Here is a 24391-nt window from a genome sequence, read left to right as displayed (position 1 = left end):
CGTAATCCCCCGCTGTTTAGCTGTGTTTTTGAGCGCCCTGTTCAAAACAGTGGCTGGCTGGTTTTTTGCTCATGCTGGAACTAAGGGAAAATTAGCAGTTGTGACTTTTTACCATGTAACCAAATGTAACCATTTCGGGTGCTTGAAAATGAGAATAAAAATCGCCGGAACCAGGCTGAAAATGCCAGTGGATTTGATGCCAGAAGGGGAAGAGGTGTGATTAGGAACACGGACGAGGCTTTCAGGATCGATTCTTTTGTAAAATTAAAGTTATAAATAATTGTTTAAAATCATGTTGTTGTGAGTTTTTTTGTGTATTCGTATTTTTCGTTATAATTTTATCTTTAGTAAGAATATTGAAAATTTATGACATTTTTTGCCCTGCATCAGGTTTTTCTTTCTATATTTGTAATTATTTTTTGTGCTAATTTATTCTGTTACGGCAATGTGTTTGTGCTAATTTTTTGCTTCGTATTGTTATTTTTTGTTATTGACTAAAAATAAATAATTGTGTTTTATTTTTTAAGCGCTGCGTTTCTTGCTATTTTTTGTTGCGCTCTTGCAACGTAAAAACACTAAGTTGCCGGATCTTAAATATTCCAGAAATATATCTGCAGACTAACGCTGGTATGACAGCATATTGTGCCGCTAAGGATTTCGAAATTTAAATGGCTGTTTTATTCTTTATTTACATCCAGTAAAAACACATTGGCAGCTTGCAGCGCAAAGGCGTGAGCGGTGAGTCCTGTATTGTGCGGGGGCAGGCCAGGTCCCCTGGGGTTTAAGGTTTGTCAGCGAGTGCTTTTATTGATGTGCTTTGCGCATTCAGCCCATAAAAAATTACTGTATTTTTATGGGCTTGAATTCCTTTCTTTCAACTGCAATGCTAAGTACTCTTGCAGGGTATTGCATATGCCTTGCAGCTGATCGGGTCGCTGAAATGGATCTATTTATCCTGAATAAGGATGTCAACGCTTTAGAAAACCAGCTGGCCTTGCTAAATGGTGCCGAAAGGCTGGAAACGCTGGTTCATCTTGCCTGGCATTTGCGCCAGCGTGATTGCCAGCGAGCCCTTTTGTTGGCAAATGAGGCGGATCTTTATTGCGAAAAGGCTGGCCGAATTGATCTGCGTGCCCGTTTATTATTAGTGAGGGCAGAAATTCGTCTGTTGTTTGCTGATTTTGTAATGGCTGAACAATGGATGCAAGAGGCGGCCGTAATCTTCAATGAACTGGGCGATCATGAGGGTTCAGGTGATGCACTCTGGCTGATTGCTTCAGTTTCAAACGACCGGGGGCAGCTTAGCCAGGCCATCGCTTACCTTGATATGGCTCAGCTTGAGTACCGCCTGGCCGGGGATGCTTTGCGTGTGCAAATTGTGCAGGCACGCTGTCTTTTGTTTTCTGTTTTTCGTGATCCGGTTGCTGCCGGTCAGGCATTGCAGCGCACTTTTCCCGCGAATGAAAAATATCCTGTGCCTTTGGTGGCGATGGTCGCACCTGCGCTGGCACTTGCTGCCATTTTAACCAATGCACCCAGTGTAGCGATTAAGTGTTTTTTAGAAGCTTATTATGCAGCGCTGGAAAGTGGTCAGGTAAGAAGCGCTCTGTTGTCTGCAAATAATGTGGCTGATTCTTTTGATCAGCTGGGTGATCAGGAAACTGCGCTGGAGTGGACAGAGCGCGGGCTTTCTTTGGCGCGTAAAACAGCCTGGCCTGCCAGTATAGGCACGTGTTTGCTTGTGGTTGCCGGTATTATGCGAAAGCTGGGGCGCTATGACGAGGCCAGGGCCTGTTTGCAGGAAGCGCTGCTGCTGATGGCAGAAATGGCTGGCTCACGTAATTATCTCTTGCTTCTTTCGGCGCTTGGCCTTTTAGAGCTGGATGTGGGAAACAATGAGGCGGGGCTTGCTGCCTTTATCGAATTAGAAAGCCTTGCTAATTTAGTACCGGATCTGCTTGTTATTGCATGGCGGGGGCAGGCTAATGCCTTACTTCATCTGGGAGAGGCAGAAAAAGCCAGGGAAAAGGCGCTTGCAGCGCTGGCGCTGGCCCAGGCCCACGATAATACCGATATGCAGATTCAGAGCTTACGCATTTTGGCGCAAATTTATGCGGGCTATGATTTGCCTGCCCCAGAGGGCATGGCGGCCTCCGCTGCCTGTTTGCATTATTTGCATGAAGCCTTAAAAGTAGCCTCTACAATTGGTGGTTATACAATTCCCTCAGATCTGTTTACACAAATTGCCTCAGCCTATGCAGCCTGCGGAGATTTTCCTGAGGCTTATCAAAACAGCCTGGCTGCAGCAGAGGCGCGGAGACAATCGTATTCAGAAGTGGCAGCCAAGCGCGCACTTGCGATGCAGATCAATCACGAAGTAGAGCGGGCCCATGCAGAAACCGAGCATCACAGGAAGGTGGCCAAGGCATTCAGGGAAACCAGTGCTACGCTGGAAACGCTGGGTATGGTTGGCCGTGAAATAACGGCCAGCCTCAATACAGGTGAAGTCTTTGCAGCCCTGCACCGCCATGTTCATCTGCTGCTGGAAGCCAGTAGTTTTGTGGTTTATTTAATCGATGGTCAGGCAGCAGAATTAACCATGGTTTTTGGGCTGGAGCTGGGCGAGCCATTGCCCGCGCTTGTGATTGCTGTGGATCATCCAACTTCAAATATTGCCCGCTGTGCCCGGGAGCGGCAGGCTGTTTTGATTCACCTTGCGTCAGATAATCAGGATACAACGCTGATTCCGGGTACGGTGGATACACAAAGCCTGCTTTATGCGCCTTTAATTGTGTGCGAGCGTTTGCTGGGGGTGATGTCTATTCAGGCTTCGCAAGCCAATGCCTATGGTGAGCGTGAGCTGTCCATTTTTTTAACGCTCTGTGCTTATGGCGCAATTGCGCTTGATAATGCGGCGGCTTATGCAGCAGCAGAAGCGTCTCAAAACCGGGCTGATCAGGCTTTGAGTGAGCTGAGGCAAACTCAGGGTGAGTTAATTCAGCGGGAAAAACTGGCCTCACTGGGCTCATTAGTTGCAGGCATTGCGCATGAGCTTAATACGCCTATTGGAAATAGCTTGCTGGTGGCCAGCACATTAAAGGATGAGTGTCAGCAGTTTATTCAGCAAATTCAGCAGGGTGCAGTTAAGCGTTCAGATTTAGAGCGTTATTGCAAAAGTGCGGAGGAATCGTCTGATTTACTGATGCGTTGTTTGCTTAAAGCGGCAGATTTGATTGCACGCTTTAAGCAGCTGGCGGTTGATCAGACTTCAGACTTACGCCGCTCATTTGATTTACGCACCGAGTGCGAAGATGTGGTGCTGATGCTGACCAGCCGCCTGAGAGGAGCAGGGCATCAGCTCAGGCTGGATGTGCCTGAAGGGCTGCTGATGGACAGTTATCCTGGTGCTTTTGGTCAGGTGCTGAGTAATCTGATTATCAACGCCATCGTTCATGGTCTGGATGGAAAAGAGCAGGGCCTGATTACGATTGAAGGAAGGTCGCAGGGCGATACACATATCGCGCTTATTGTTCAGGATAATGGTAAAGGCATCTCTGCCGAACATTTGGAGCGGGTTTTTGAGCCGTTTTTTACAACGCGTTTCGGTCAGGGGGGCAGTGGTTTGGGTCTGCATATTAGCTACAACATTGTAAATTCTGTTTTGGGTGGCAGTATCAGCGTAAGAAGCCCTTTGGGTGAAGGTGCAAGGTTTGAAATGATTCTGCCGCGATCTGCTGGCTGAGTGTTTGTTTTTGTAAGTCAGAGCCTGAACGGCATGAATTCAGGATTTAGGTGGCAGTTTTTAATGTGGTTTAATTAGAACTTCATCCATATTTGCACGTTAAAGTAATCTCTTCCCTTTCCCTTGCGCTGCTTATGCCCTAAAGTAGCGTTTAATCGAACGATCGTTCAAAAGTCATGGATCTAGCCGCCTTACCCGAAGCACTAAAAAGCCGCCTTACAAAACTGGGGCTGATACGCCCCTTTGATCTGGTGCTGCACTTACCGCTGCGTTACGAAGACGAAACGCATCTTTACCCCATGGTGGATGCGCCTATGGGGCAGTCGGTGCTGGTAGAGGGCACGGTGGAGTCGTGCGAGGTGCAATATAAGCCGCGCAAGCAGCTTGTGGCGCGGGTAAGCGATGCGGGTGGATCACTGAATGTGCGGTTGCTTAATTTTTATCCCAGCGTGGCAAAACAGCTGGCGGCAGGCAAAACGGTGCGCCTTTATGGCGAGATTCGGCGTGGCTTTTTGGGCGACGAGATGGTGCACCCTAAAATACGTGCCGCCAATGAGAAGGGCCTGAACGAAGCTTTAACACCAGTTTACCCGACCACGGCGGGTTTAAATCAATTGCAGCTGGCTAAACTGATTCGTCTTGCGCTAAAGCATTGCGATTTGCGCGACACATTACCAGCAAGGGTGACCGAACCGCTTAACTTGCCAGATTTTGCTTCCAGCGTGCAGCTGCTTCATTCGCCTGCGCCGGATATCCCGCATATTTTACTGACCGAGCGTACACACCCGGCATGGCAGCGCTTAAAGTTTGATGAGCTGTTGGCGCAGCAACTGAGCCTGCGCACAGCCCATGCCGCAAGGCGCGAGCGAACCGCGCCAGTGATTGCGCCTGAGGGCACGCTGGCGGCCGGTTTGCTGTCCAGCCTGCCGTTTTCCTTAACCAGCGCTCAGCAAAAAGTTTTGCAGGAAATCACTCAGGATTTAAATCAGCCTCATCCTATGCAGCGCTTGTTGCAGGGGGATGTAGGCTCGGGAAAAACCATTGTGGCGGCACTGGCGGCTTGCCAGGCCATCGAAGCGGGTTACCAGGTGGCCTTAATGGCGCCGACCGAGATTCTGGCCGAGCAGCACTTTAATAAATTATCCGCATGGTTTGCGCCGCTGGGCATCAAAGTGGCCTGGCTGGCTGGCTCATTAGGGGCAAAAGCCAAGCGCAATGCCATCGAAGACGCCGCCTTGGGTACTGCGCCTTTGGTGGTGGGCACGCACGCTATTTTTCAGGCTAGTGTGACTTTTGCAAAATTGGGTCTTGCGATTGTTGATGAACAGCATCGCTTTGGCGTGGCACAAAGGCTGGCGCTGCGTGAAAAAGGCGGCAGCCCGCATCAGCTGATGATGAGCGCCACGCCGATTCCGCGCACCCTGGCGATGAGCTATTACGCCGATCTGGATGTGAGCGTGATTGACGAGCTGCCACCGGGTCGCACGCCGATAGTGACTAAACTGGTGAGTGATGCACGCCGTGATGAAATCATTCAGCGTATCGCTGCCAAGGTTGAAGAAGGCAGACAGGTGTATTGGGTTTGCCCGCTGATTGAGGAATCTGAGGCACTGCAATTGCAAACGGCGGTGGATACCCATCAACAACTGACTGAAGAATTGGAAGGCATGGTGGTGGGCCTCGTGCATGGCCGCATGAAAACGGCTGAAAAAGCCGAAGTGATGTCTGCTTTTTTAAGAAATGAAGTACAGGTCCTGGTTGCCACGACGGTGATTGAAGTCGGCGTGGATGTGCCAAATGCCAGCCTGATGGTCATTGAACACGCCGAGCGTATGGGCTTATCGCAACTGCATCAGTTACGTGGCCGGGTAGGGCGCGGCGCGCATGCTTCAATGTGTGTATTGCTTTACACCACGCCACTTGGCGAGCTGGCCAAGTCCCGCTTGCGGGTGATTTATGAAAACACCGATGGCTTTGAAATTGCCCGGCAAGACATGGAAATTCGCGGCCCCGGCGAGCTGGCGGGTGTGCGGCAGTCGGGCGTACCGATGCTGCGTTTTGCTGATCTGGAAAAAGACGCTGATTTGCTCGAAGAAGCGCGGGCTGTGGCAGAAGACCTGCTGGCTCATCATATGCCAACAGCGCTGCTGCATTTGGATCGCTGGCTGCCAGGCAGGGAATTGCTGCTAAAGGTTTGATATCAGTGCGTTTTTAATCACTGGTGCAGAATCAAATTTTATAGCACTTTGCAAGGGGTGGCCGATTAAAGGCAGGGGGTTTTGTATTTTTACTGGGGTATAATTTATTTATATCGCATAAATGCGGGCCTTTTTCATCATGAGCGGCATCGGCGTTGTTTCCTCTGCTTCCAGTAACGCACTAAATTTGCTTCGCGGGATAAGTGCTGCCGGGGCTAAAACGTCTGATTTAAATTCGCCTGATTTAAGTAAAAAATCCAAGTCTGCTCAAACTTCCGTCAGTGGCAATACACTTAGCGAATCAGAGCTTGCTACCGTAGAAAATATGGCCAGGCGTGACCGGGAAGTGCGCCAGCACGAGCAGGCTCATTTAGCAGTGTCGGGTGGCCTGGCTACCAGCGGTGCATCGTATTCAATGGAAACAGGGCCGGATGGCAAGCAATATGCCATGGGCGGAGAGGTGAAAATTGATGTGGGCCCTGGCAATACCCCGGAAGAAACACTGAGTAAAGCCAGAATCATTCAGGCGGCTGCACTAGCCCCTGCGGATCCCAGCGGAGCAGATCGCGCTATTGCTGCAGCAGCCGCTGCAATGGCCCAGAACGCGCAGGCAGAAATTGCAAAGCGCAGCCCGACAGAGCAAAAACTGGCGTCTCATTACGGGCAGAACGAATATCCAAAAAGCACTTTGGCAACCTCTGCATGATCTGGTGGTATTAGCAGCCTAGTTGCCCAGTCTTTCGTACTGATTGCTTAATTTATCCATGACTTCAAGTAAACGCTCACTGGTTGTCGCGATGTTATTGTCTGCCTCTGTATCGAGCCCGCTGAGCGCATTTTCTAAAAAGACCCATTGCATCTGTGCTAAATCAAGCTGTTTGATGGTGGCTGGCGTGTTTTGTGATGAAGCACGCAAAGTAATTAAGCCTGCTGCAAATTCTTTCTGGGACTGAGACTGTTGCAGCTTGAGAGCAGGGTTGGCGTGCCAGCTTTGCATGCAGGCGGTTTTGGCCAGACGCTGACTGAGCATGCGTTGTCGCCCGGCGATGCGAATCAATTTACCTTGTGGTTTACCCAGAGAGGCTTCAAGACGCTTAACCAATTCACCAGCATCGTATTGCATTCCTTCGGCGATATCATCAAGTTGCTTGGCGGTATCTGCTTTAGGTGGCGTTTGGGCCAGAGTGCGGAATGTTTGCCACTGTGCTTCTTGCTTTTTTACTGCGGCAATGCCTTCCGAAGTGGAGATGCTTTCCAGTAAATTAGCGAGCTGAACAGAAAATTGATTAATTGAACTGCTGATTTGTTGTTTTGCCACATCGGGATTAACGCCCCGGCCTTGTTGGCAGTAGGCTTTAACAATACGCTGGGTCAGCATGCGCTGGCTGCTGATGGTGTTGATTGCAGCAGGGGCAGTAAGTACGGCTGCCTCGGCAAAAAGAGGCAGAATAAGCAGGGGCAATAGGAATAGGGCACGCATAAAAATCTCATAAAGTAAAAAATCATGCTTCTGTTTAGCATCTGAGCCAAAACAAGCAACCCCCGCCTGGATAAGCCGAAGCAGGGGTTTAAATATTCAGCAGGAATAAAGCCGGAGTTTAGCGTTATCCATAGCGATGCAGAAGCAGGCAAATTACCCATTTAGTGTGTTTAGGCGGCTTTTATTATGCGTGAATATTTGTTGTGAACAGGCGTGTCGGGTAAATTACTTACTGCTCAATACCCATTTTGCTAAATCTTTTGCCTCTGCATCACTCACGGCATTAGGTGGCATTGGCATTGTTCCCCATACGCCGCTCCCGCCTTTTTTAATTTTGTCTGCTAATTTGCCTGAAGCACTGGCATCGCCTTTGTATTTTGCTGCAACATCTTTATAAGCTGGGCCAATGAGTTTTTTATCCATGGTGTGACAGGCAAAGCAGTTTTTGGTTTTTGCTAAATCGGCTGGTGCAATGGCGTAAACACTGCTCGCGCTGAACAGGCAGAGTAATAACAGGGCTTTTTTCATTTTAGAGTCCTAAGTTACTTAAAGTGAAGAAAAATGCAGACAGCATGCTTTTCCCCTTAGTTAAACATAAGCGATGCTTTGCTATATTTGATTTAGATCATATGTATAGCAGGGAGTGATTTTGCATTCATAGAAAGACTGCTTCAAACTAGATGGCAATTGATTTTAAGGCTATTGCTTAATGAATTACTTCCCGCTTTTTCTAAATTTACATGATCAGCATTGCCTTGTTGTGGGGGGAGGGGATGTTGCCGCGTGCAAGATTCGTTTACTTGCTGCCGCTGGCGGAAAAATTACGGTTGTTGCTCCGCAGCTTTGTGAAGAACTGGTGCAGGCCGTGCTTGATAATAAGCTGGTTTATTTAGCGGCCAGTTTTAATGAATCGCAATTACAAAATACACGCCTCGTGATTGCGGCAACCAATAGCGAAGAAGTTAACCGCCATGTTTTCGAGGCCTGTGAAGCGCGCGGTATTTTGGTGAATGCGGTGGATGATCCGGCCAGCTGCCGGTTTATTACGCCTGCTGTTGTAGATCGCTCTCCTTTGATGATAGCTATTTCCACTTCGGGTGGTGTCCCCGTCTTGGCGCGTAATTTACGGGCTCAGCTGGAGGCTTTAATTCCACATGCTTATGGCGATTTAGCAAAAATGGCCGCTGATTTTCGGGATGAAGTCAAAAGTAAATTACTCTCCGTGGGGGCACGTAAGCAGTTTTGGGAAAAAACACTGGCCGGCCCTATTCCGGATATGGTGTTTGCCGGCCAGAATGAGGCTGCCCGCCGGGCTTTGAGTGAATCGCTGTGTGCTGATGCGGATACTCCTTTGCAAGGCGCTGTTTATTTAGTGGGTTGCGGCCCTGGTAATCCGGATTTACTGACGTTTCGGGCTCTGCGTTTGATGCAGCAGGCCGATGTGGTGCTGTACGATAATCTGGTGTCTGCCCCCATTTTAGATATGGTTCGCCGCGATGCAGAGCGGGTGTATGTGGGGAAAAAATCTAATAACCACGCTGTGCCGCAGGAAGAAATTAACCAGCTGCTGGTGCGCTATGCCCTGCAGGGTAAGAAAGTATTGCGGCTGAAAGGAGGGGATCCTTTTATTTTTGGCCGTGGCGGCGAAGAAATTGAAGAGCTGGCCGGGGCGGGGGTCGCCTTTGAAGTGGTGCCGGGCATTACTTCGGCTGCAGGTGCTTCTTGCTATGCGGGTATTCCGCTGACTCACCGTGATTACGCACAATCGGTGACTTTTGTTACAGGGCATCGCCGTGATGGCGAGGTGGAGCTGGATTGGCCGCGCTTAGTCAGCCCGACAGAAACGGTGGTGGTGTATATGGGCGTGGCGCAGGTCGGGAAAATTTGTGCCCAGTTAATAAAGCATGGCAGAAATCCGGACACGCCCGCAGCGATGGTTGAAAAAGCCACGCTTTCAAAACAGCGGGTAGTGGTGGGCACTTTAAGCAATCTGGCGCAAAAGGTGGTTGATCAGGGCATTAAGCCACCTGCACTGATTATTATTGGTGAAGTGGTGAGCTTGCACGATAAGCTGAAGTGGCTGGCTGATTAGCCGCTGAACACGCTGGGGTAAGTCAGATCGTCCGGCTCAGAGTGATGAGCCGGATGGCAGGCCTTAGTGCATGTTCAATAAAGCATTAAAACAATTTCCCGTACCGCTCAATCTGAGTGAGATACAGGCGCAAATCGAATTCCAGCTGATGGTATTGCGGCTCCATATATTCGCATAATTTATAAAATGCCTTGTCGTGCTCTTTTTCTTTTAAATGCGCCAGCTCGTGCACCACAATCATTTTTAAAAATTCTATGGGCACTTCTTTAAACATCGAGGCAATACGGATTTCGTGCTTGGATTTTAGTTTGCTGCCCTGCACGCGCGATATGGTCGTATGCAGGCCAAGTGCATGATTAATGACATGTATTTTGCTGTCGAAAGTGATTTTGCTTAACGGTTCTGTTTTGCGCAAATAATCATTTTTAATATCAAGCACATAATCGTATAACGCTTTATCTGTTTTAATATCATGAGCCGCCGGGTATTTTTTTAAAATAACGCTGGCGAGCTGATTGTTGTCGAGCAGTTGCTGTACTTGAGATTGAATTGCTGCAGGGTACGCGGCTAAATATTTAAGCTGATTCATTGCTGGCCCAGGGTCTGTTGACGTTTCATTCACTGCTGCGTTTGGCCCATTTTTGGGGCTGAACAAGGAGAAAATTGCGACATGGTACGAGTACCATTAGCGATTTTTAACGCAGTGCAGCCCCAAAAATGGGCTAAACCCGAAGGGCTGAGCCGGAAACCGGCCATTCACTGCGTTATGCTCCTCGGAAATAACGGGTTATTGCCTTCGTCGCATGCCTTGTGCCTGGCCGTTTTCCGGCTCAGCGCAATTGTGAATGAAACGTCAACAGACCCTAATGACTGACCGTTGCAATATGAATGCTGCGGCCATCAATATTGAGTTTTAAAAGCCAGTCCTGGCGTTTATTCGTGCACATAGGAAGTGCGGTTTGTGCTGACCAGTGCAGCTGATCGTTACTAATTAAGCGATAGTTATTTGGTCCCATCTCCATGCCTTGCATTTGCCAGCTGGCGTGAACAACACGGGCTTTTCCTGTCAGCTGTAATTGCACGGGTTTATTTGCATTCAGCGGTGCCAGGCTTTTAACCTGATACGCTTGCTCTTCAAAATGAAAGACGCAGCCTTCGTTAAAAACAGGGCAATTAAGGCGTGCTTCGGGCTCATTGTCGGGCGTAAACCAGCCAAATTTATTGCCCATAATGGCCAGTGCCAGCCCCAGTAAAATGAGCAGGCCCCCCATGAATTTGATTACGTTCATTGTTTAAATCCAGGCGGCACGCATTAAGGCTACGCCGTGTGCGCCATGTTGTTGGGCAAGGGCTAAATCATGGGGTTTCATGCCACCCAGTGCATAAACAGGAAGTGGCCAGCCCTGCTGAATAATGGCGTCAAAGCCTTCCCAGCCAAGCGGAGCTTTATCCGGATGAGAGGGCGTTGGGCTGATATGGCCGAGTAAGGCGTAATCCAGTGAGAGTGCGCTGGCGGCGCTTAATTCGGCCGCATTGTGGGTGGATGCGCCTACCCAGTCGAGTGCAGGGCGTTTCTCCAGTTTCAGCAGGCTGCGCGCGGGTAAGTGTACGCCGTCAGCGCCTATGGCAATGGCCAGCTCGCTGGCATCATGCAGCATTAAGCGGGTTTGCTGGCCCTTGCAAATGGCCAGCACTTTTTCTGCAAGCTGGCGGTATTGATCCGCATTGAGCTGGGGTTCGCGCAAAATAAGCCAGCGCGGTTTGTTTTTTGCCAGCGCTGCTAAAAAAGCGGCTTCGCCCAGCCCGGCCATATTAGAAATGGCCATTTCATCAGGCAGGGCCAGGCCCCGTAAAATGGGGCCGTTGGCGGGCAAAATGGGTGAAACATTCAGTTGCCCCGGCTTCTGCCATGCAAATTCCTGGCCTTCATGTGCCGTAATTTTGCCTTCCCAGCCACTGATGCGAAAAAAAGACAGCCGGACGCTAGCGTGCGGATAGTCAAAGGTTTGTACTATCCACGGTGTTGCCGCCGTAACCGCTATACCCATTTCCTCGGCTAATTCGCGTTTCAGAGCGTCCAGCTCACTCTCACCGCTTTCAAGTTTGCCCCCGGGGAATTCCCAGTAACCTGCGTAGGGTTTGCCAGCCGGGCGGCTGCCGAGCAGAAACGTGCCATCGGCACGCAATAAAATGCCAGCTGCTACATGAGTAATTTTGCGCATAAATCTTTTTTATGGGGGCTTGGAACGGCGCATTTTACAGCAAGACTCCGGGTTTTCCCGCTTTGACGTAAATACTACGGAGGATCGGCCGGAAAAGGACGTACTGCTAAAGAACAGGCTCTCTTTGTCAGTAATTCATGGGATTGGCCGTAAGAAAAATGCCTGTATCATGTCGTCGCTTTGTCTGATTAATTGCAAAGTCAATAAGATACAGGGCGTGGAAGCAACTACGCTATCAGCAGCCTCTTTGTGTAAAGGTTTTAAAAATGGCACCAGAACAAGCCAGTAAAACGATTAATGATCTGCTTCGCATGATGTTGCAACATAAAGCATCAGATCTTTTTATTGCCGATGATTTTCCACCTGCGATGAAAATTAATGGCAGGTTAACGCCTGTTGGAAACCAGAAGTTAAATGGCGTGATTTCCAAAGCATTAGCCTACTCAATTATGCGCGCTGATCAGATTGAAGAATTTGAGCGTGATTATGAGTGTAATTTTGCGATCAACCCTGAGGGCATAGGCCGCTTTCGGGTCAATGTATTTATGCAGCAAGAAAAAGTTGGCATGGTATTACGGGTAATTACCAGCAAGATTCCTGATTTTGATGAATTAAAATTGCCACCTATTTTGAAAGACGTGGTGCTGGCAAAACGTGGCCTTGTGCTGTTGGTAGGGGGGACGGGATCGGGTAAATCAACCACGATGGCTGCCATGATTGATTACAGAAATCAAAACACCCATGGCCATATCATTACGATTGAAGATCCGATTGAATATGTGCATAAAAGTAAAAATTGCTTAGTCACGCACCGGGAAGTAGGGCGGGACACCAAGCATTGGTTTGCTGCACTTAAAAATACTTTAAGGCAAGCGCCTGATGTGATTCTGATTGGTGAAATTCGCGACCGGGATACCATGGAATACGCGCTGTCTTTTGCCGAAACCGGCCACCTTTGCATGGGTACTCTTCACGCCAATAGTGCCAATCAGGCGTTGGAGCGGATTGTGAATTTCTTCCCCGAAGAGCGTCACCCGCAAATTTATATGGATTTGTCACTGAACATGCGGGGCATGATTTCACAGCGACTAATCCCCACTCCGGACGGCAAAGGGCGGGTGGCTGCGATTGAAGTCTTGCTGAATTCGCCTTTGGTCGCTGATATGATTTTTAAAGGCGATGTGGGCGGTGTGAAAACGGCGATGCTTAAATCCGAAGAATTGGGCATGCAAACCTTTGACTCGGCGCTGTTTCATTTATATGAGGATGGCCGGATCAGCCTTGAAGAAGCGCTTAAAAATGCCGATTCAATTAATGAATTGCGTTTGCGGGTTAAATTAAAGAGTAAAGATTCTAAAGATGTATCGCATGATGAGCTGGGGCATTTAAGTCTGGTTGCAGAGGCAGAGCCTGAAGAGGAAGAAGGCAAGGCTGAGTAAAGCATCATTACGGGGATGGCTTTTTGCCACCCCGCATTGTTGGTGCTTATATTTCAAGTGAACCCTGTCGTTCAGAGTCTTTAACGACCATGACATCAACGGCGCTGTCAGCAAATTGCAGCGATAGTACTTCGCCGTGGCTGAGCTGTGCACCATGGCGCACAATTTGGCCATCCGGGCGGCTGACCAGTGCGTAACCCCTTGCCAGTACCGATTGCGGGTTCCATGGCTCAAGCCGGGCGGTCAGCATGGCCAGTTTTTGCCTGCGCTGCTCAATAAGCCGCGGCATGGTTTGTAAAAGCTGGCGGGATAAACGCTGCAGTTGTGCTTGCTGTTGCTCTGGTCTGGGTTTGAGATGGCTCAGATTCAGTGAGAGTTGCTTCAGGCGGTAATTGTTTTTTTCCAGTATTCGCACCGGCAGTAAATGTAAACGCTGGCTGAGCGCTTGCAAGTGGCTTTTTTGCTGGCGCAAACGCTCGCCAGGGTGCTGTAAACGACGCGACAAGGTGTCTGTTTCCTGCATTTTTCTTTGCAGCAGCCGCTCGATGGATCTGTGCAGCAGGCCTTGCTGGCTGGCGAGTTTTGCCAGCCATTCGCTGCGGTTGGGGCTGACTAATTCGGCGGCGGCCGTGGGGGTTGCGGCGCGTACGTCAGCAACAAAATCGGCGATGCTGAAGTCTGTTTCATGCCCTACACCACTGACGACTGGAATATCGCAGGCTGCAATGGCCCGGGCAACAATTTCTTCATTAAACGCCCATAAATCTTCCAGGCTGCCTCCGCCGCGGCACACAATCAGCACATCCACTTCTTTTCGCTCATTTGCCTTGCGAATGGCGCTGGCAATTTGCGGCGCAGCGTCCAGCCCCTGCACGGGGCTTGGGTAAAGGATGATGGGCAGGCTGGGCATGCGGCGTTTAAGTGTAGCGATTACGTCTGAAAGCGCTGCCGCTGCGGGTGATGTGACAATACCAATGGCGCGTGGAAATACAGGCAGCGCTTTTTTGCGTGAACTTGCAAATAAGCCTTCGCTTTCGAGCTTTTGTTTGAGTTTTTCGTAGGCAGCAAAAAGTGCGCCAAGGCCCGCTGGCCGGAGGGCTTCGATGGTGAGCTGAAAATCACCCCGTGCTTCATATAACGAAACCAGCGCACGGGCTTCAACCTGCATGCCTTCACGGGGCTGAAAATCAATTAAGGCTGCCCGGTTTCTAAACATCACGCACCTTACTTGAGCATTTGCATCTTTTAAGCTGAAGTAACAATGGCCGGAGTCATAGCGCTTAAAATTTGAAATTTCTCCTGCTACCCACAACAAAGGAAAACCATTTTCCAGCAGCGTTTTGGCGCGGCGGTTGAGTTCTGCGATGGTTAAAATGACGCTATTTGTACTTGACAAATTCATGACAATCTCGATTTGGCTCTGTTTAATCCACAAAATGGCTCAAACTAACGATCTGCGTCAGATAGTGAGAGTTGTAGTAGAGGGTTTTGTTGTAACTTATTGATTTTAAAATATATTAATGAATCATTGTGCAGCAGGTGTAGTCGAGTGCATGGCTGCTATTTATGGTGATTAGGCTTATTTGGGCGTTTTGTGCACAAAGTTATCCACAGTGTATTGACAAATAAAAAACCATTTCAGATCACGGGCTTAGCTATTGTTTTTGTTTGTTTGCAGTCTGCTGTTAAAATGCTGCGCTTATTGTTTTAGCCGCCAGGCTTTAACGACCGTTTTGTAAGCTTATATAAGGTCTATCTGGTAGATTTGGGCCTTTTTTTATCTGTCAATCGAAGTTGCTCATTTTGATGCCGGCTAAGGAAAATGTTTGCACTTGAGTGCGGCGCTTCCCCCGGCCCGTGATTACCGTTAAAGTGACGCGCTTCTAATCGCTTCTCAGGATTAAACTATTATGCTTGCTATTATTGAAGCGGCCGGCTGGCCGATCTGGCTGATTATTGCCGCTTCTATTGCTACCGTCACCATCATCATCGAGCGCATGTTAACACTGCGCCAAAGCCAGATTTTACCAAAAGGCTTGCTTGCGAGTGTTGTGCAAGAATATCGCAGCCGTGGTGTGAGTGCAGAAATGCTGGCCAAGCTCTCAAGCTCCAGCCCATTAGGACGGGTGTTGTCTGCCGGCCTTAAGAATGTACGCAGTTCGCGTGAAATTATGAAAGAGTCCATTGAAGAAGTGGGCAGCTCGGTTTCACATGAACTTGAGCGTTATTTGCCTATGCTGGGCACTTTGGCTGCTGTAACGCCCTTGCTGGGACTCTTTGGTACGGTTATCGGTATGATCGAAATCTTTGGCTCGCAAGCGCCTGCGGGGGCCGCTAATCCTGCTGCCCTGGCTCATGGTATTTCCGTTGCACTTTACAATACCGCCTTCGGGATTATGGTGGCTGTGCCTGCATTGATTTTCTACCGCTTCTTTCGCACTAAGGTTGACAGCTACCTGGTTGAAATGGAACAGCAGGCTGTGAAGCTGGTTGAAATTGTGCACGGCGATCGCAATTAAGGGCACATCATGAATTTTCGTAAAGGCCGTAATCGCGAAGAACCAGAAATTAACTTTGTGCCGTTAATCGACGTGCTGTTGGTTATTTTGATCTTCCTGATGGCAACCACGACGTATTCCAAGTTCGCCGAGCTGAAAATCACTTTACCCACCGCTGATGCTGAAAAAACGGCAGAGAATCAGCCCAAAACGATTAATGTGGCGATTTCAGCAAATGGCCAGTATAGCGTGAACGGCAATGCGGCAACATTCAGTACGGCCGATGATTTTGCTATGCTCTTGCGCCGGGCCGCAGGTGAAACGCAGGACCCCATGATTATCATTAATGCAGATGCGCAAAGTGCGCATCAGAGTGTGGTGAATGTTATGGAAGCTGCGCGATTGGCGGGCTATGGCAAGCTGACGTTTGCTACTCAGACGAATGCCAAATAAGGATCGCGTTTTTAAGCAGGGGTGCTTATGTTAATTGACCGGATTTGGTATACATCCCGGCACCCCTTGTCTTATTTGCTCCGGCCATTGGCCTGGATTTTTGCTGGCTTGGGCACGCTTAGGCGTGCTTTGTTTCGTGTGGGATTTAAGCAGAGCATCCGCTTGCCTGTGCCCGTGATTGTCGTTGGCAACATTACGGCTGGTGGCACGGGTAAAACACCGCTGACGCTTTATCTGGCCAGGCAATTGCAATCGCTTGGTTATCGCCCTGGAATCGTGTCGCGCGGCTATGGTGGCAAAGCGCAGCAGCCGCTTTGTGTGTCGGGCGGCAGTGATCCGCTTATTTGCGGGGACGAGCCCATTCTGCTGGCTAGGTCAGGTGTGCCTGTATACGTATTCAGTGATCGTGCAGCAGCAGGCCAGGCTTTGCTGTCGGCTTGTCCTGATGTGGATGTTTTACTGTGTGATGATGGCTTGCAGCATTATCGCCTGCAGCGCGATATTGAGCTTTGCGTGGTCGATGGTGAGCGCGGTTTTGGTAATGGCGCTTTAATCCCGGCAGGACCTTTGCGCGAGCCTGTTTCCAGGCTGAAAAAGCTTGATGCGGTGATTGTAAATGGCCGGAATGATTCGATCAGCCATCCCTGTTTATTTCAAATGTCTTTGCAGCCTGGCGTGCTTTATTCGCCAGTGTATGCCCCGCGGCATGCATGGCAAGGTTTGCGGGTGGCTGCTGTCTGTGGTATTGGTAATCCCGCACGGTTTTTTAATACGCTGAAGACCTTGGGCCTGGTTTTTAGCGAGCATGCTTTTGCCGACCACCATGCGTTTGTTGCTGCAGATTTGCCGGATGCAGACATTATTGTGGTGACTGAAAAAGATGCGGTAAAGCTGGCTGTGCTGGCTGATGTTAGAATATGGGTCTTGCCCGTGATTGCGGAGCTGACGCCAGATTTGGCTGGCTGGCTTGGCACTGAAATAGCGCGGCTTAAGCATCAGATGATGAATATTAATGAGTGAGAAAATAATGGACGCAAAATTACTGGAAATTCTTGTTTGCCCGGTTTGCAAAGGCCCGCTGGCTTATGAGAAAAGCGCTCAGGAACTGATCTGTAAAGCCGATCGCCTCGCTTATGCCATTAAAGATGGCATTCCTGTGATGTTGCAGGCTGAAGCGCGTGAGCTGGAAGCCACGGAAGAAGTTCGGTGAGTTTTGTAGCCCTTATTCCTGCGCGGCTTAAATCCACACGCCTGCCAGATAAGCCTCTGGCTGATATTGGTGGTAAGCCTATGATTGTGCGGGTGATTGAGCAGGCGCTTAAATCCTCTGCCCGCCTGGTTTGCGTAGCCACAGATGATGAGCAGATCAAGGCAGCTGTAGAAGCTGCTGGCTATACCGCCATTTTAACGCGCAGCGATCACCCCAGCGGAACGGATCGCCTTGCTGAGGCGATTGAGCATCTGGGCTTGCCGGATGATGCGGTCGTTGTGAATGTGCAGGGCGATGAACCTCTGATCGATCCATTACTGATCGACGCGGTTGCGGCTAAATTAATTGCAGATCGCAGCCTGGCTATGTCTACAGCCTGCCATGCAATAAGCAACAGCGCCGATTTTTTAAATTCAAATGTTGTGAAAGTTGTGTTGGATGCAAAACAGCGTGCGATGTATTTCAGCCGTGCCGCTATCCCCTGGCCGCGTGATGCATTTATGCATGATCAGGCTGTTTTGCCTGCTGAACTTACACCTTTACGCCATATTGGTATTTATGGCTATCGGGCAGAATTTTTACGTACTTACCAAAAACTGTCGCCATCTTGCATCGAATCTATCGAAGCGCTGGAACAACTGCGTGTGCTGTGGCATGGTTATAGCATTGGTGTGCACATTTCGGCTGATGCCCCGCTTGCGGGTGTCGATACTCCCGAAGATCTGGCGCGTGTACGTGATGCTTTTGCCCGTTTATCTAAAATCTAAAAAACATTAACCACTAGGGAAAAATAATGAGATTAATTCTTCTGGGTGCACCAGGCGCCGGTAAGGGCACGCAAGCAACTTACATCAAAGAAAAATACAATATTCCGCAAATCTCGACTGGTGATATGCTGCGCGCCGCTGTAAAAGCAGGTACGCCACTGGGTTTGGAAGCTAAATCCATTATGGATGCGGGTGGTTTGGTGCGTGATGACATCATTATTGGACTGGTGAAAGAGCGCATCACTGATGCAGATTGTGCCAATGGCTTTTTGTTTGATGGTTTTCCGCGCACAGTCCCGCAAGCTGACGCAATGAAAGAAGCCGGTGTTGTTATTGATTACGTGGTTGAAATTGATGTGCCTGATGAAGCGATTGTTGATCGTATGGCCGGCCGTCGTGTACACGTGGCATCCGGGCGTACTTATCATGTGAAATTTAACCCGCCTAAGGTTGAAGGTGTGGATGATTTAACGGGCGAGGCTTTGATTCAGCGTGCTGATGATGAAGAAGAAACCGTTAAAAAGCGCTTGTCGGTTTACCATGAACAAACTGAAGTGCTGGTAGGTTACTACGGTGAAATGGCGGCCAGTGGTGATGCAACTGCACCTAAATATGTAAAAGTAAATGGCGTGGGTGAGGTTGAAGCCATTCGTGACCAGCTTTTCGCTGCACTGGGTGCTTAATCCAGCATAATCATGCCGCCTTTTGTGTAAAGGCGGGCAAAAAAAGCCGCGAATTTCGCGGCTTTTTTTACGTCTGAAAAATTACACGCCTAAATCTTCAACCCACTTCAGTGCCTGTACATGCGAGCGGTTAAGCATATCTGGCGTGAGCTGGAGCTGCTCACACAGAAAAGGAACTTCTGTCATGTTCGGGTCTTCACAGGCCTCGGCGAGTGCCAGAAACGGCCCGTAAATACCGGTTCTGGTCATGAGCGCATCGGTTACATTTTCCGGAAGAATCAGCGTTTCCAGGATTCTTTCCATTGGCATATCAAGCAGCACATCGAGCAGAGAGAATACGCCAACAATAAATAAGTTATCTCTGTCCTGCCCGTCGAGCAAATGTGCGCCAAGTAATTCAACTAAGCGGCCGCGTGTTATCGCGGTTTTAAGTAATGCAGGGGGGGAGCCATTATCTGCGCCTGCTGTGACTAACAGCAGCGTCAGCCAGCGATAAAGCTTTTGATAGCCTAGTATCGTCACAGCATGGCGGAAAGACTGAATTTCACACGAGAGGCCAAAGCCAACCGAATTAATATAACGCAGTAGTTTAAAGGACAAAGCAACATCGCGTTTAAGCGCGTTTTCAATGTCTTTTAATTCTGCATTATTGCGCAGCATATTTAATAAATTAAGGATATTGGCATAACTTGGGTTGATGACTTTGGCGGCAAGTGTTTCAGGATGAGCAAAGTAATAGCCCTGGAAGCATTCAAAGCCTAATTCCATACATTGCTTGAATTCATCTTTTGTTTCTACTTTTTCAGCAACCTGCAGTGCTTTTGAGCAGCGCAACTCTTTAGAAAGAGCAGGTACTTGCGACATGCCTAAAAGCTGAATATCCAGTTTGATGTAGTCGGCAAATTCTAAAAACGGTGCAGTTTGAGGGGTAAGTACAAAATCATCCAGCGCAATTGAAAAACCAAGCTCTTTAAGGTTTTGTAAACGGGCGAGCAATTGCGGAGTAGCTTCGGTTGTTTCAACAACTTCTAAAATCACGCGTTCAGGATGAAGTAATTCAAGGAAATTACTTTCAAGCATTGATTCAGCAACGTTAATAAAAGCAAGCTTATTACCAACCAGCCAATCCGTACCCATATTACTGAGTGTGTTGACCAGAACATTGGTGCCAGCCTGCATATCGCTGGAGAAGTTAGCGGTAACCGCTTCTTGATTAAGCCGAAACAGCAGCTCATAGCCAATAATTTCTTGCTGGCGGTTGAGGATGGGTTGCCTGCCGATAAATGCGTGGTCTTGCGTCATATTTTTGAAACACCCTGTGCGCGATGCCGGGCTGGCATTCGCATCGGAAAATAATATCAGTTTGCACCCGGGATATGAGCATACCCCGGGTATTTACTTAAAGATTAAAGCGTTTTTTCAAGGAAGCGTGAGGTGCGAATAGCCGAGTTATCTGCATCTGCAGCACCTAATAAGTCTTCCATATCAAGAACCAGTACAACCGAGCCATCGCCGGACAGTGTTGCCCCTGCAACGCCTTTAGGGCGGATGTTTTGCAGTGGCTTGATCACCACATCATCCCGGCCGATAAAGCTGTCTACGGCCAGAATAAACGAGTGTTCTGCTGATTGCATCAGTACCCCAAACTGAGGAAGCTGCACTTCTTCCCAGCCGAGCAGGCTGGCTAAAGAGCGTACAGAGAGAATTTCGTCGCGGACAACAATCGTGGCCCGGCCGGATACTTCCTGAATTTGCTCGTGGCGGATAGGAATGATTTCCCGCACCATAGCCAGCGGCACTGCAAACGGCTGGCCACACACACGAACCACAAGCACAGGCAAAATAGCCAGTGTCAGTGGCAAGGAAATCGTGAAGCGCGAGCCTTCGCCAACAATAGACTGGATATCGATACGGCCATTTAAACGCTGGATATTGGTTTTAACAACATCCATCCCTACGCCGCGGCCAGAGACGCTTGAAACCTGGTCTTTGGTTGAAAAACCGGGCATGAAGATCAGTTGCAGGCTTTGTTTATCGTCGAGGCTGTTTGCCGTTTCGATATCAATCAGGCCTTTTTCAACTGCTTTTTTACGGATCACGTCAGGGCGCATTCCGCGTCCGTCATCGGTGATGGAGATCAGAATATGGTCGCCCACCTGGGTGGCGGATAATTCAACAATGGCTTTTGCCGGTTTTCCGCTGGTTTTGCGATCTTCCATGGTTTCAATACCATGATCGACTGCATTGCGAACCAAGTGGACCAGAGGATCATTCAGATCCTCCAGCATGGTTTTATCCAGCTCTGTTTCTTCACCAGAAATAACCAGTTCAACATCTTTGCCAAGCTGACGAGCAAGGTCACGAGCCAAACGCGGGTATTTCTGGAAAAGACGTCCGATCGGCTGCATGCGGGTTTTCATAACCGCATTTTGCAGATCACCTACAAGCAGATCCAGCTGGCTGATGGCCTCATCCATTGCTTTGAGGGTATTGCTGTCCATCTTGCCAGCCATAATATCGGTGCGTAATGTGGTGAGGCGGTTTTTGGTGAGACCAATTTCGCCTGACAAATTAAGCACCTGATCCAGACGGACAGTGTCAATCCGGATGGTGGCTTCCTGCGGTGCCGCCGCAGTTTGTTGTTGCTGCTGTTGCTGTTGTTGTTGGGGAGGAGCTGCCACAGCTGTTTTGGCAACAGGGGCGGGTTTTAAGCTATTCATTGGGTCAGAAACAACTTGTTCCATGGCTGCAGGCTCATGCTGTATGACATTAACAGGTGCAGTAATTGCTGCACCCGGGGCTTCGTTTTTACCAAGTAAGGCATTATAAAGAGCATCCCAATCCGGCCCCTCACTTGCCAGGTGAACTGCCGGCGCAGCAGGAGCCGGGGCCGCAACAGCCACAGCTACTGTTTCAAGCGGGCGGCCTTCAAGTACGGCATCCAGTGCGGCAATGAGCTCTTCAGGTGCATTATTGGGCAGCGCACCTTTGGCAAGGGCACCAAACATATCACGCACCACGCCGGTAGCAGCCATGATGGTGTCCATGATTTCCGGGGTAAGTATAAGCTCCAGCGTGCGAAGCTTATCAAACAGGTTTTCAGTACGATGACAAAGCCTGACCATTGCATCGACATTCAGAAAACCTGCTCCGCCTTTAATGGTGTGGAACCCTCTGAAAATATCATTCAGCAGGTTTTTATCATTTGGTCGTTTTTCAAGCTCTACAAGCTTGTTGTCGACTTCAGACAGGAGCTCAGACGCTTCTGTTAAAAAATCTTGCAGCAGATCTTCCATGCCGCCAAAGTCAGTGCTCATCTTCGCTCCCCCAAAGGTTGCGTACATTCATTTTAAAGGTGCTTAGAAACCCAGACTTTCTAATAAGTCATCAACCTGGCCCTGATTAGTCACAATATCTGTGCGGCCTTCAGGATTGATTACTGGTCCATTCAGGAGCGATGCCTCTTCGTCCGGCCTGAGCCCTTCGACCTTTGCGCCGCCCTGTGGAGAGAACATCAGCAGGAAGTCCATCAGATGAGCTTCCATTTGCTTGGACATATCCAGTACTTTTTTAATCACTTGCCCGGTCAGATCCTGGAAGTCTTGTGCCATCATGATTTCCAGCATTTTGCTGCTGACCTGATCAGAGCCTGTGACCGTTTCATTTAAGTGAGTGCGGGTTTTTTCAACCAGTGCTTTAAACTCATCAACAGAAAGCTGATTTGCTAAAAGCTTATCCCACTGACCGCTTAATGCTTTGGCATCGTCACTGATTTTGTCCTGAATAGGCTTTGCAGCATCCAGAGCATTGAGTGTGCGATCAGCCGCCTGCTCGGTTAGCGTTGCGATATAGGAAAGGCGGTCACGGGCGTCGGGAATATCATTCGCCGCTTTTTCCAGTGATTTATCCAAACCTAATTCTTTGAGCGTATCGTGCAATTTTCGAGTTAAATGCCCAATGTGTGAAAACATGGCACGGGCAGGATCATTGAGTTCTTCGGCAGTAAGCGTTGGCACAGTACTTGCGGCGACAGGGGCGGTAACAGCAACCGGCGCAGGCTCTGTGGGTTCACTATCCTGATTGGAATGAACGATACTATCGAAAAGTGCTTCCAGGTCAGCGGAATCTCCGCTATTTAGTGCATGATCGTTCACAGTCGCCTCCGGTGCGTCTGTCAGGTTCTTGTTCTACTTGCTCATGTTGGCGAAAACTTTCTTCAGTTTTTCATCCAATGTAGCCGCTGTGAATGGTTTTACGATGTATCCGTTGGCGCCTGCCGTAGCCGCTTCAATGATGTTTTCTTTTTTCGCTTCTGCGGTCACCATCATCACAGGCAAGTGTTTGAGCTGTGCGTCTGCACGAATAGCGCGCAAAAGCTCAATGCCTGTCATATTCGGCATATTCCAGTCTGTAACCACAAATTCAAAAGAACCATTCTTTAGCTTATGCAATGCAACTTGACCGTCTTCGGCTTCGTCTACATTTGAAAAGCCCAGCTCTTTCAAAAGGTTACGCACAATACGGCGCATTGTGGAGAAATCATCCACCACTAAAATACGCAGGTTACTATCTGCCATGTGTTACTCCATGTCGTTTACATAAGGTGTGTAAACGGCTTGTTTTTATTAATCTGAAACTAACCAACCAGTAAGGGGGTGATGGTGTCGGCTAGAATGACCGGGTCGAATTTTGCCACATATGCATCTACACCAACACTGCTACCCATTGCTCTGTTTGCATTTGAAGATAATGATGAATGCATAACAATAGGGATGCCCTGGAATCGGTTATCGGATTTAATGTGCTTAGTCAGAACATATCCGTCCATTTCCGGCATTTCAGCATCGACTAAAATCATTTTTAATTTTTCACGAAGACGCTCGCCGTCATGTGTGGCGCGATTCGCCAAATTTTGTAATTTATCCCAAGCTTCCCGACCATTATTTGCCTGATGATATTTCACGCCAATTTTATCGAGTACGCTGATGATTTCCTTGCGGGCCACCATAGAGTCATCCACAAAAAACATGAATGTTTCAGGGTTAATGGAGGCGCGTTGCAGATCAGGGATAATTGGCTCGCCAATAACACTGGCTAATATTTGCTCTACATCTAAGATTGAAACAAGTTTGCCATCGGGTAATTCAGTTAAAGCGGTAATCAGCTGCTGATTGCCAGCTAACATGGTTTCCGGTGCACGCACTTTATCCCAGTCCACACGGATAATTCTATCCACTTCGTGAACCAGGAAAGCTTGCGTGTGTTTGGAAAACTCGGTCACAATCATTGTGCTTGTGGCATCAGCCGCAGGCGTTTCTTGTGTCGCTACAAATTTTGCCAGTGCAATGACCGGGATAATATTACCACGCAAAGAAAGCACACCTTCAACGCCTAAAGGCATATTGGGTGTTTTGGTAATTTTTGGCGTTTGCGATACTTCGCGTACTTTAAATACATTAATGCCAAATATTTCGCGTGTGCCCAAAGTAAACAGCAGGATTTCCATTTTATTGGAGCCCGCCAGTTTCGTTCTGGCATCGATGCTTTCAAGCAAGTTTGTTTGATTACTGGACATGAAGGGCCTCCCTTATATTGCGTTTTAATCTG

Annotated in this window: 22 protein-coding genes; 11 read left to right on the top strand and 11 right to left on the bottom strand. The window is 48.9% G+C overall.

Annotation, left to right across the window (positions count from 1 at the left end; all coding sequences use genetic code 11):
- Positions 1–940: 940 nt before the first annotated feature.
- The 3 genes from HA050_RS10885 (at position 941) to HA050_RS10875 (ending at position 6646) form a co-directional block, all read left to right on the top strand.
- A complete protein-coding gene (locus tag HA050_RS10885; protein WP_166825736.1) occupies positions 941–3742 on the top strand; it encodes a sensor histidine kinase in 2802 nt (933 codons plus the stop codon).
- A 176-nt stretch (positions 3743–3918) separates the two neighbouring features.
- Complete coding sequence (recG, locus tag HA050_RS10880) at positions 3919–5940, top strand: ATP-dependent DNA helicase RecG (RefSeq protein WP_166825734.1); 2022 nt, start codon at positions 3919–3921, stop codon at positions 5938–5940.
- 139 nt (positions 5941–6079) lie between these two features.
- Positions 6080–6646, top strand: a complete 567-nt coding sequence (locus tag HA050_RS10875; protein WP_166825731.1) for a putative metalloprotease CJM1_0395 family protein — start codon at positions 6080–6082, stop codon at positions 6644–6646.
- A gap of 18 nt (positions 6647–6664) precedes the next feature.
- On the opposite strand, the gene HA050_RS10870 is transcribed toward HA050_RS10875, so the two are convergent.
- Both HA050_RS10870 and HA050_RS10865 read right to left on the bottom strand, forming a co-directional pair.
- The gene (locus HA050_RS10870) at positions 6665–7420 is read right to left on the bottom strand and encodes a type IV pili methyl-accepting chemotaxis transducer N-terminal domain-containing protein (RefSeq protein WP_166825729.1); all 756 of its coding nucleotides are present in this window, start codon (positions 7418–7420) and stop codon (positions 6665–6667) included.
- Positions 7421–7645: 225 nt separating this feature from the next.
- Positions 7646–7948: a c-type cytochrome gene (locus HA050_RS10865; protein WP_166825726.1), complete on the bottom strand. Its 303-nt coding sequence runs from the start codon at positions 7946–7948 to the stop codon at positions 7646–7648.
- A gap of 181 nt (positions 7949–8129) precedes the next feature.
- Between HA050_RS10865 and cysG the strand changes: the two genes are divergently transcribed.
- Complete coding sequence (cysG, locus tag HA050_RS10860; protein WP_166825723.1) at positions 8130–9512, top strand: siroheme synthase CysG; 1383 nt, start codon at positions 8130–8132, stop codon at positions 9510–9512.
- Between the two features lie 85 nt (positions 9513–9597).
- On the opposite strand, the gene HA050_RS10855 is transcribed toward cysG, so the two are convergent.
- From HA050_RS10855 to HA050_RS10845, 3 genes are all read right to left on the bottom strand, one after another.
- Entirely contained in the window at positions 9598–10101 is a 504-nt protein-coding gene (locus tag HA050_RS10855; RefSeq protein ID WP_166825720.1) for a M48 family metallopeptidase, read from the bottom strand.
- Positions 10102–10375: 274 nt separating this feature from the next.
- Complete coding sequence (locus HA050_RS10850) at positions 10376–10801, bottom strand: hypothetical protein (protein WP_166825717.1); 426 nt, start codon at positions 10799–10801, stop codon at positions 10376–10378.
- Between the two features lie 3 nt (positions 10802–10804).
- The gene (locus tag HA050_RS10845) at positions 10805–11734 is read right to left on the bottom strand and encodes a Nudix family hydrolase (RefSeq protein WP_166825714.1); all 930 of its coding nucleotides are present in this window, start codon (positions 11732–11734) and stop codon (positions 10805–10807) included.
- Positions 11735–12000: 266 nt separating this feature from the next.
- On the opposite strand from HA050_RS10845, the gene HA050_RS10840 reads away from it, so the two are divergent.
- Positions 12001–13173, top strand: coding sequence for a PilT/PilU family type 4a pilus ATPase (locus HA050_RS10840; RefSeq protein ID WP_166825711.1), 1173 nt, complete (start codon positions 12001–12003; stop codon positions 13171–13173).
- Positions 13174–13219: 46 nt separating this feature from the next.
- Here the strand turns inward: HA050_RS10840 and xseA are convergent, their stop codons facing one another.
- Positions 13220–14575 carry an exodeoxyribonuclease VII large subunit gene (gene xseA / locus HA050_RS10835; RefSeq protein WP_166825708.1) on the bottom strand — a complete coding sequence of 452 codons (1356 nt, stop codon included), beginning with the start codon at positions 14573–14575 and terminating at the stop codon, positions 13220–13222.
- A gap of 508 nt (positions 14576–15083) precedes the next feature.
- On the opposite strand from xseA, the gene HA050_RS10830 reads away from it, so the two are divergent.
- The 6 genes from HA050_RS10830 to adk are packed head-to-tail and all read left to right on the top strand — an operon-like array spanning position 15084 to position 18784.
- Entirely contained in the window at positions 15084–15692 is a 609-nt protein-coding gene (locus tag HA050_RS10830) for a MotA/TolQ/ExbB proton channel family protein (protein WP_099399440.1), read from the top strand.
- Positions 15693–15701: 9 nt separating this feature from the next.
- A complete protein-coding gene (locus HA050_RS10825; protein WP_099399441.1) occupies positions 15702–16124 on the top strand; it encodes an ExbD/TolR family protein in 423 nt (140 codons plus the stop codon).
- Positions 16125–16151: 27 nt separating this feature from the next.
- Entirely contained in the window at positions 16152–17144 is a 993-nt protein-coding gene (lpxK, locus tag HA050_RS10820) for a tetraacyldisaccharide 4'-kinase (RefSeq protein ID WP_166825706.1), read from the top strand.
- A 7-nt stretch (positions 17145–17151) separates the two neighbouring features.
- On the top strand, positions 17152–17334 hold the full coding sequence (locus HA050_RS10815) for a Trm112 family protein (protein ID WP_099399443.1): 183 nt from the start codon (positions 17152–17154) through the stop codon (positions 17332–17334).
- A complete protein-coding gene (gene kdsB, locus HA050_RS10810) occupies positions 17331–18101 on the top strand; it encodes a 3-deoxy-manno-octulosonate cytidylyltransferase (protein WP_166825703.1) in 771 nt (256 codons plus the stop codon). The genes HA050_RS10815 and kdsB overlap by 4 nt, the downstream gene beginning before the upstream one ends.
- Positions 18102–18127: 26 nt before the next feature.
- Entirely contained in the window at positions 18128–18784 is a 657-nt protein-coding gene (adk, locus tag HA050_RS10805; RefSeq protein WP_166825700.1) for an adenylate kinase, read from the top strand.
- 81 nt (positions 18785–18865) lie between these two features.
- Here adk and HA050_RS10800 read toward each other — a convergent pair whose 3' ends face one another.
- The 5 genes from HA050_RS10800 to HA050_RS10780 form a co-directional block, all read right to left on the bottom strand.
- Positions 18866–20086, bottom strand: coding sequence for an EAL and HDOD domain-containing protein (locus HA050_RS10800; protein ID WP_099398255.1), 1221 nt, complete (start codon positions 20084–20086; stop codon positions 18866–18868).
- Positions 20087–20190: 104 nt separating this feature from the next.
- Complete coding sequence (locus tag HA050_RS10795) at positions 20191–22101, bottom strand: chemotaxis protein CheA (RefSeq protein ID WP_166825697.1); 1911 nt, start codon at positions 22099–22101, stop codon at positions 20191–20193.
- A gap of 42 nt (positions 22102–22143) precedes the next feature.
- On the bottom strand, positions 22144–22938 hold the full coding sequence (gene cheZ / locus HA050_RS10790) for a protein phosphatase CheZ (RefSeq protein ID WP_166825694.1): 795 nt from the start codon (positions 22936–22938) through the stop codon (positions 22144–22146).
- Between the two features lie 33 nt (positions 22939–22971).
- Positions 22972–23361 (bottom strand): chemotaxis response regulator CheY, encoded by a 390-nt coding sequence (gene cheY, locus HA050_RS10785; RefSeq protein ID WP_046351200.1) that lies wholly within the window; start codon positions 23359–23361, stop codon positions 22972–22974.
- Between the two features lie 59 nt (positions 23362–23420).
- A complete protein-coding gene (locus HA050_RS10780; protein WP_099398252.1) occupies positions 23421–24359 on the bottom strand; it encodes a chemotaxis protein in 939 nt (312 codons plus the stop codon).
- Positions 24360–24391 lie beyond the last annotated feature (32 nt).

Origin of the sequence: Iodobacter violaceini (assembly GCF_011601265.1) — a bacterium.
Lineage (GTDB): Bacteria > Pseudomonadota > Gammaproteobacteria > Burkholderiales > Chitinibacteraceae > Iodobacter > Iodobacter violaceini.
The sequence above is the reverse complement of the archived record's forward strand: the minus strand, read 5'-3'. Positions and strand labels throughout refer to the sequence as shown.

What these genes read in the sequence shown, in the direction of transcription:
- HA050_RS10885 (WP_166825736.1), top strand. Translation starts at nt 941, where the DNA reads ATGGATCTATTTATCCTGAATAAGGATGTCAACGCTTTAGAAAACCAG.
- recG (WP_166825734.1), top strand. Translation starts at nt 3,919, where the DNA reads ATGGATCTAGCCGCCTTACCCGAAGCACTAAAAAGCCGCCTTACAAAA.
- HA050_RS10875 (WP_166825731.1), top strand. Translation starts at nt 6,080, where the DNA reads ATGAGCGGCATCGGCGTTGTTTCCTCTGCTTCCAGTAACGCACTAAAT.
- HA050_RS10870 (WP_166825729.1), bottom strand. Translation starts at nt 7,420, where the DNA reads ATGCGTGCCCTATTCCTATTGCCCCTGCTTATTCTGCCTCTTTTTGCC.
- HA050_RS10865 (WP_166825726.1), bottom strand. Translation starts at nt 7,948, where the DNA reads ATGAAAAAAGCCCTGTTATTACTCTGCCTGTTCAGCGCGAGCAGTGTT.
- cysG (WP_166825723.1), top strand. Translation starts at nt 8,130, where the DNA reads ATGAATTACTTCCCGCTTTTTCTAAATTTACATGATCAGCATTGCCTT.
- HA050_RS10855 (WP_166825720.1), bottom strand. Translation starts at nt 10,101, where the DNA reads ATGAATCAGCTTAAATATTTAGCCGCGTACCCTGCAGCAATTCAATCT.
- HA050_RS10850 (WP_166825717.1), bottom strand. Translation starts at nt 10,801, where the DNA reads ATGAACGTAATCAAATTCATGGGGGGCCTGCTCATTTTACTGGGGCTG.
- HA050_RS10845 (WP_166825714.1), bottom strand. Translation starts at nt 11,734, where the DNA reads ATGCGCAAAATTACTCATGTAGCAGCTGGCATTTTATTGCGTGCCGAT.
- HA050_RS10840 (WP_166825711.1), top strand. Translation starts at nt 12,001, where the DNA reads ATGGCACCAGAACAAGCCAGTAAAACGATTAATGATCTGCTTCGCATG.
- xseA (WP_166825708.1), bottom strand. Translation starts at nt 14,575, where the DNA reads ATGAATTTGTCAAGTACAAATAGCGTCATTTTAACCATCGCAGAACTC.
- HA050_RS10830 (WP_099399440.1), top strand. Translation starts at nt 15,084, where the DNA reads ATGCTTGCTATTATTGAAGCGGCCGGCTGGCCGATCTGGCTGATTATT.
- HA050_RS10825 (WP_099399441.1), top strand. Translation starts at nt 15,702, where the DNA reads ATGAATTTTCGTAAAGGCCGTAATCGCGAAGAACCAGAAATTAACTTT.
- lpxK (WP_166825706.1), top strand. Translation starts at nt 16,152, where the DNA reads ATGTTAATTGACCGGATTTGGTATACATCCCGGCACCCCTTGTCTTAT.
- HA050_RS10815 (WP_099399443.1), top strand. Translation starts at nt 17,152, where the DNA reads ATGGACGCAAAATTACTGGAAATTCTTGTTTGCCCGGTTTGCAAAGGC.
- adk (WP_166825700.1), top strand. Translation starts at nt 18,128, where the DNA reads ATGAGATTAATTCTTCTGGGTGCACCAGGCGCCGGTAAGGGCACGCAA.
- HA050_RS10800 (WP_099398255.1), bottom strand. Translation starts at nt 20,086, where the DNA reads ATGACGCAAGACCACGCATTTATCGGCAGGCAACCCATCCTCAACCGC.
- HA050_RS10795 (WP_166825697.1), bottom strand. Translation starts at nt 22,101, where the DNA reads ATGAGCACTGACTTTGGCGGCATGGAAGATCTGCTGCAAGATTTTTTA.
- cheY (WP_046351200.1), bottom strand. Translation starts at nt 23,361, where the DNA reads ATGGCAGATAGTAACCTGCGTATTTTAGTGGTGGATGATTTCTCCACA.
- HA050_RS10780 (WP_099398252.1), bottom strand. Translation starts at nt 24,359, where the DNA reads ATGTCCAGTAATCAAACAAACTTGCTTGAAAGCATCGATGCCAGAACG.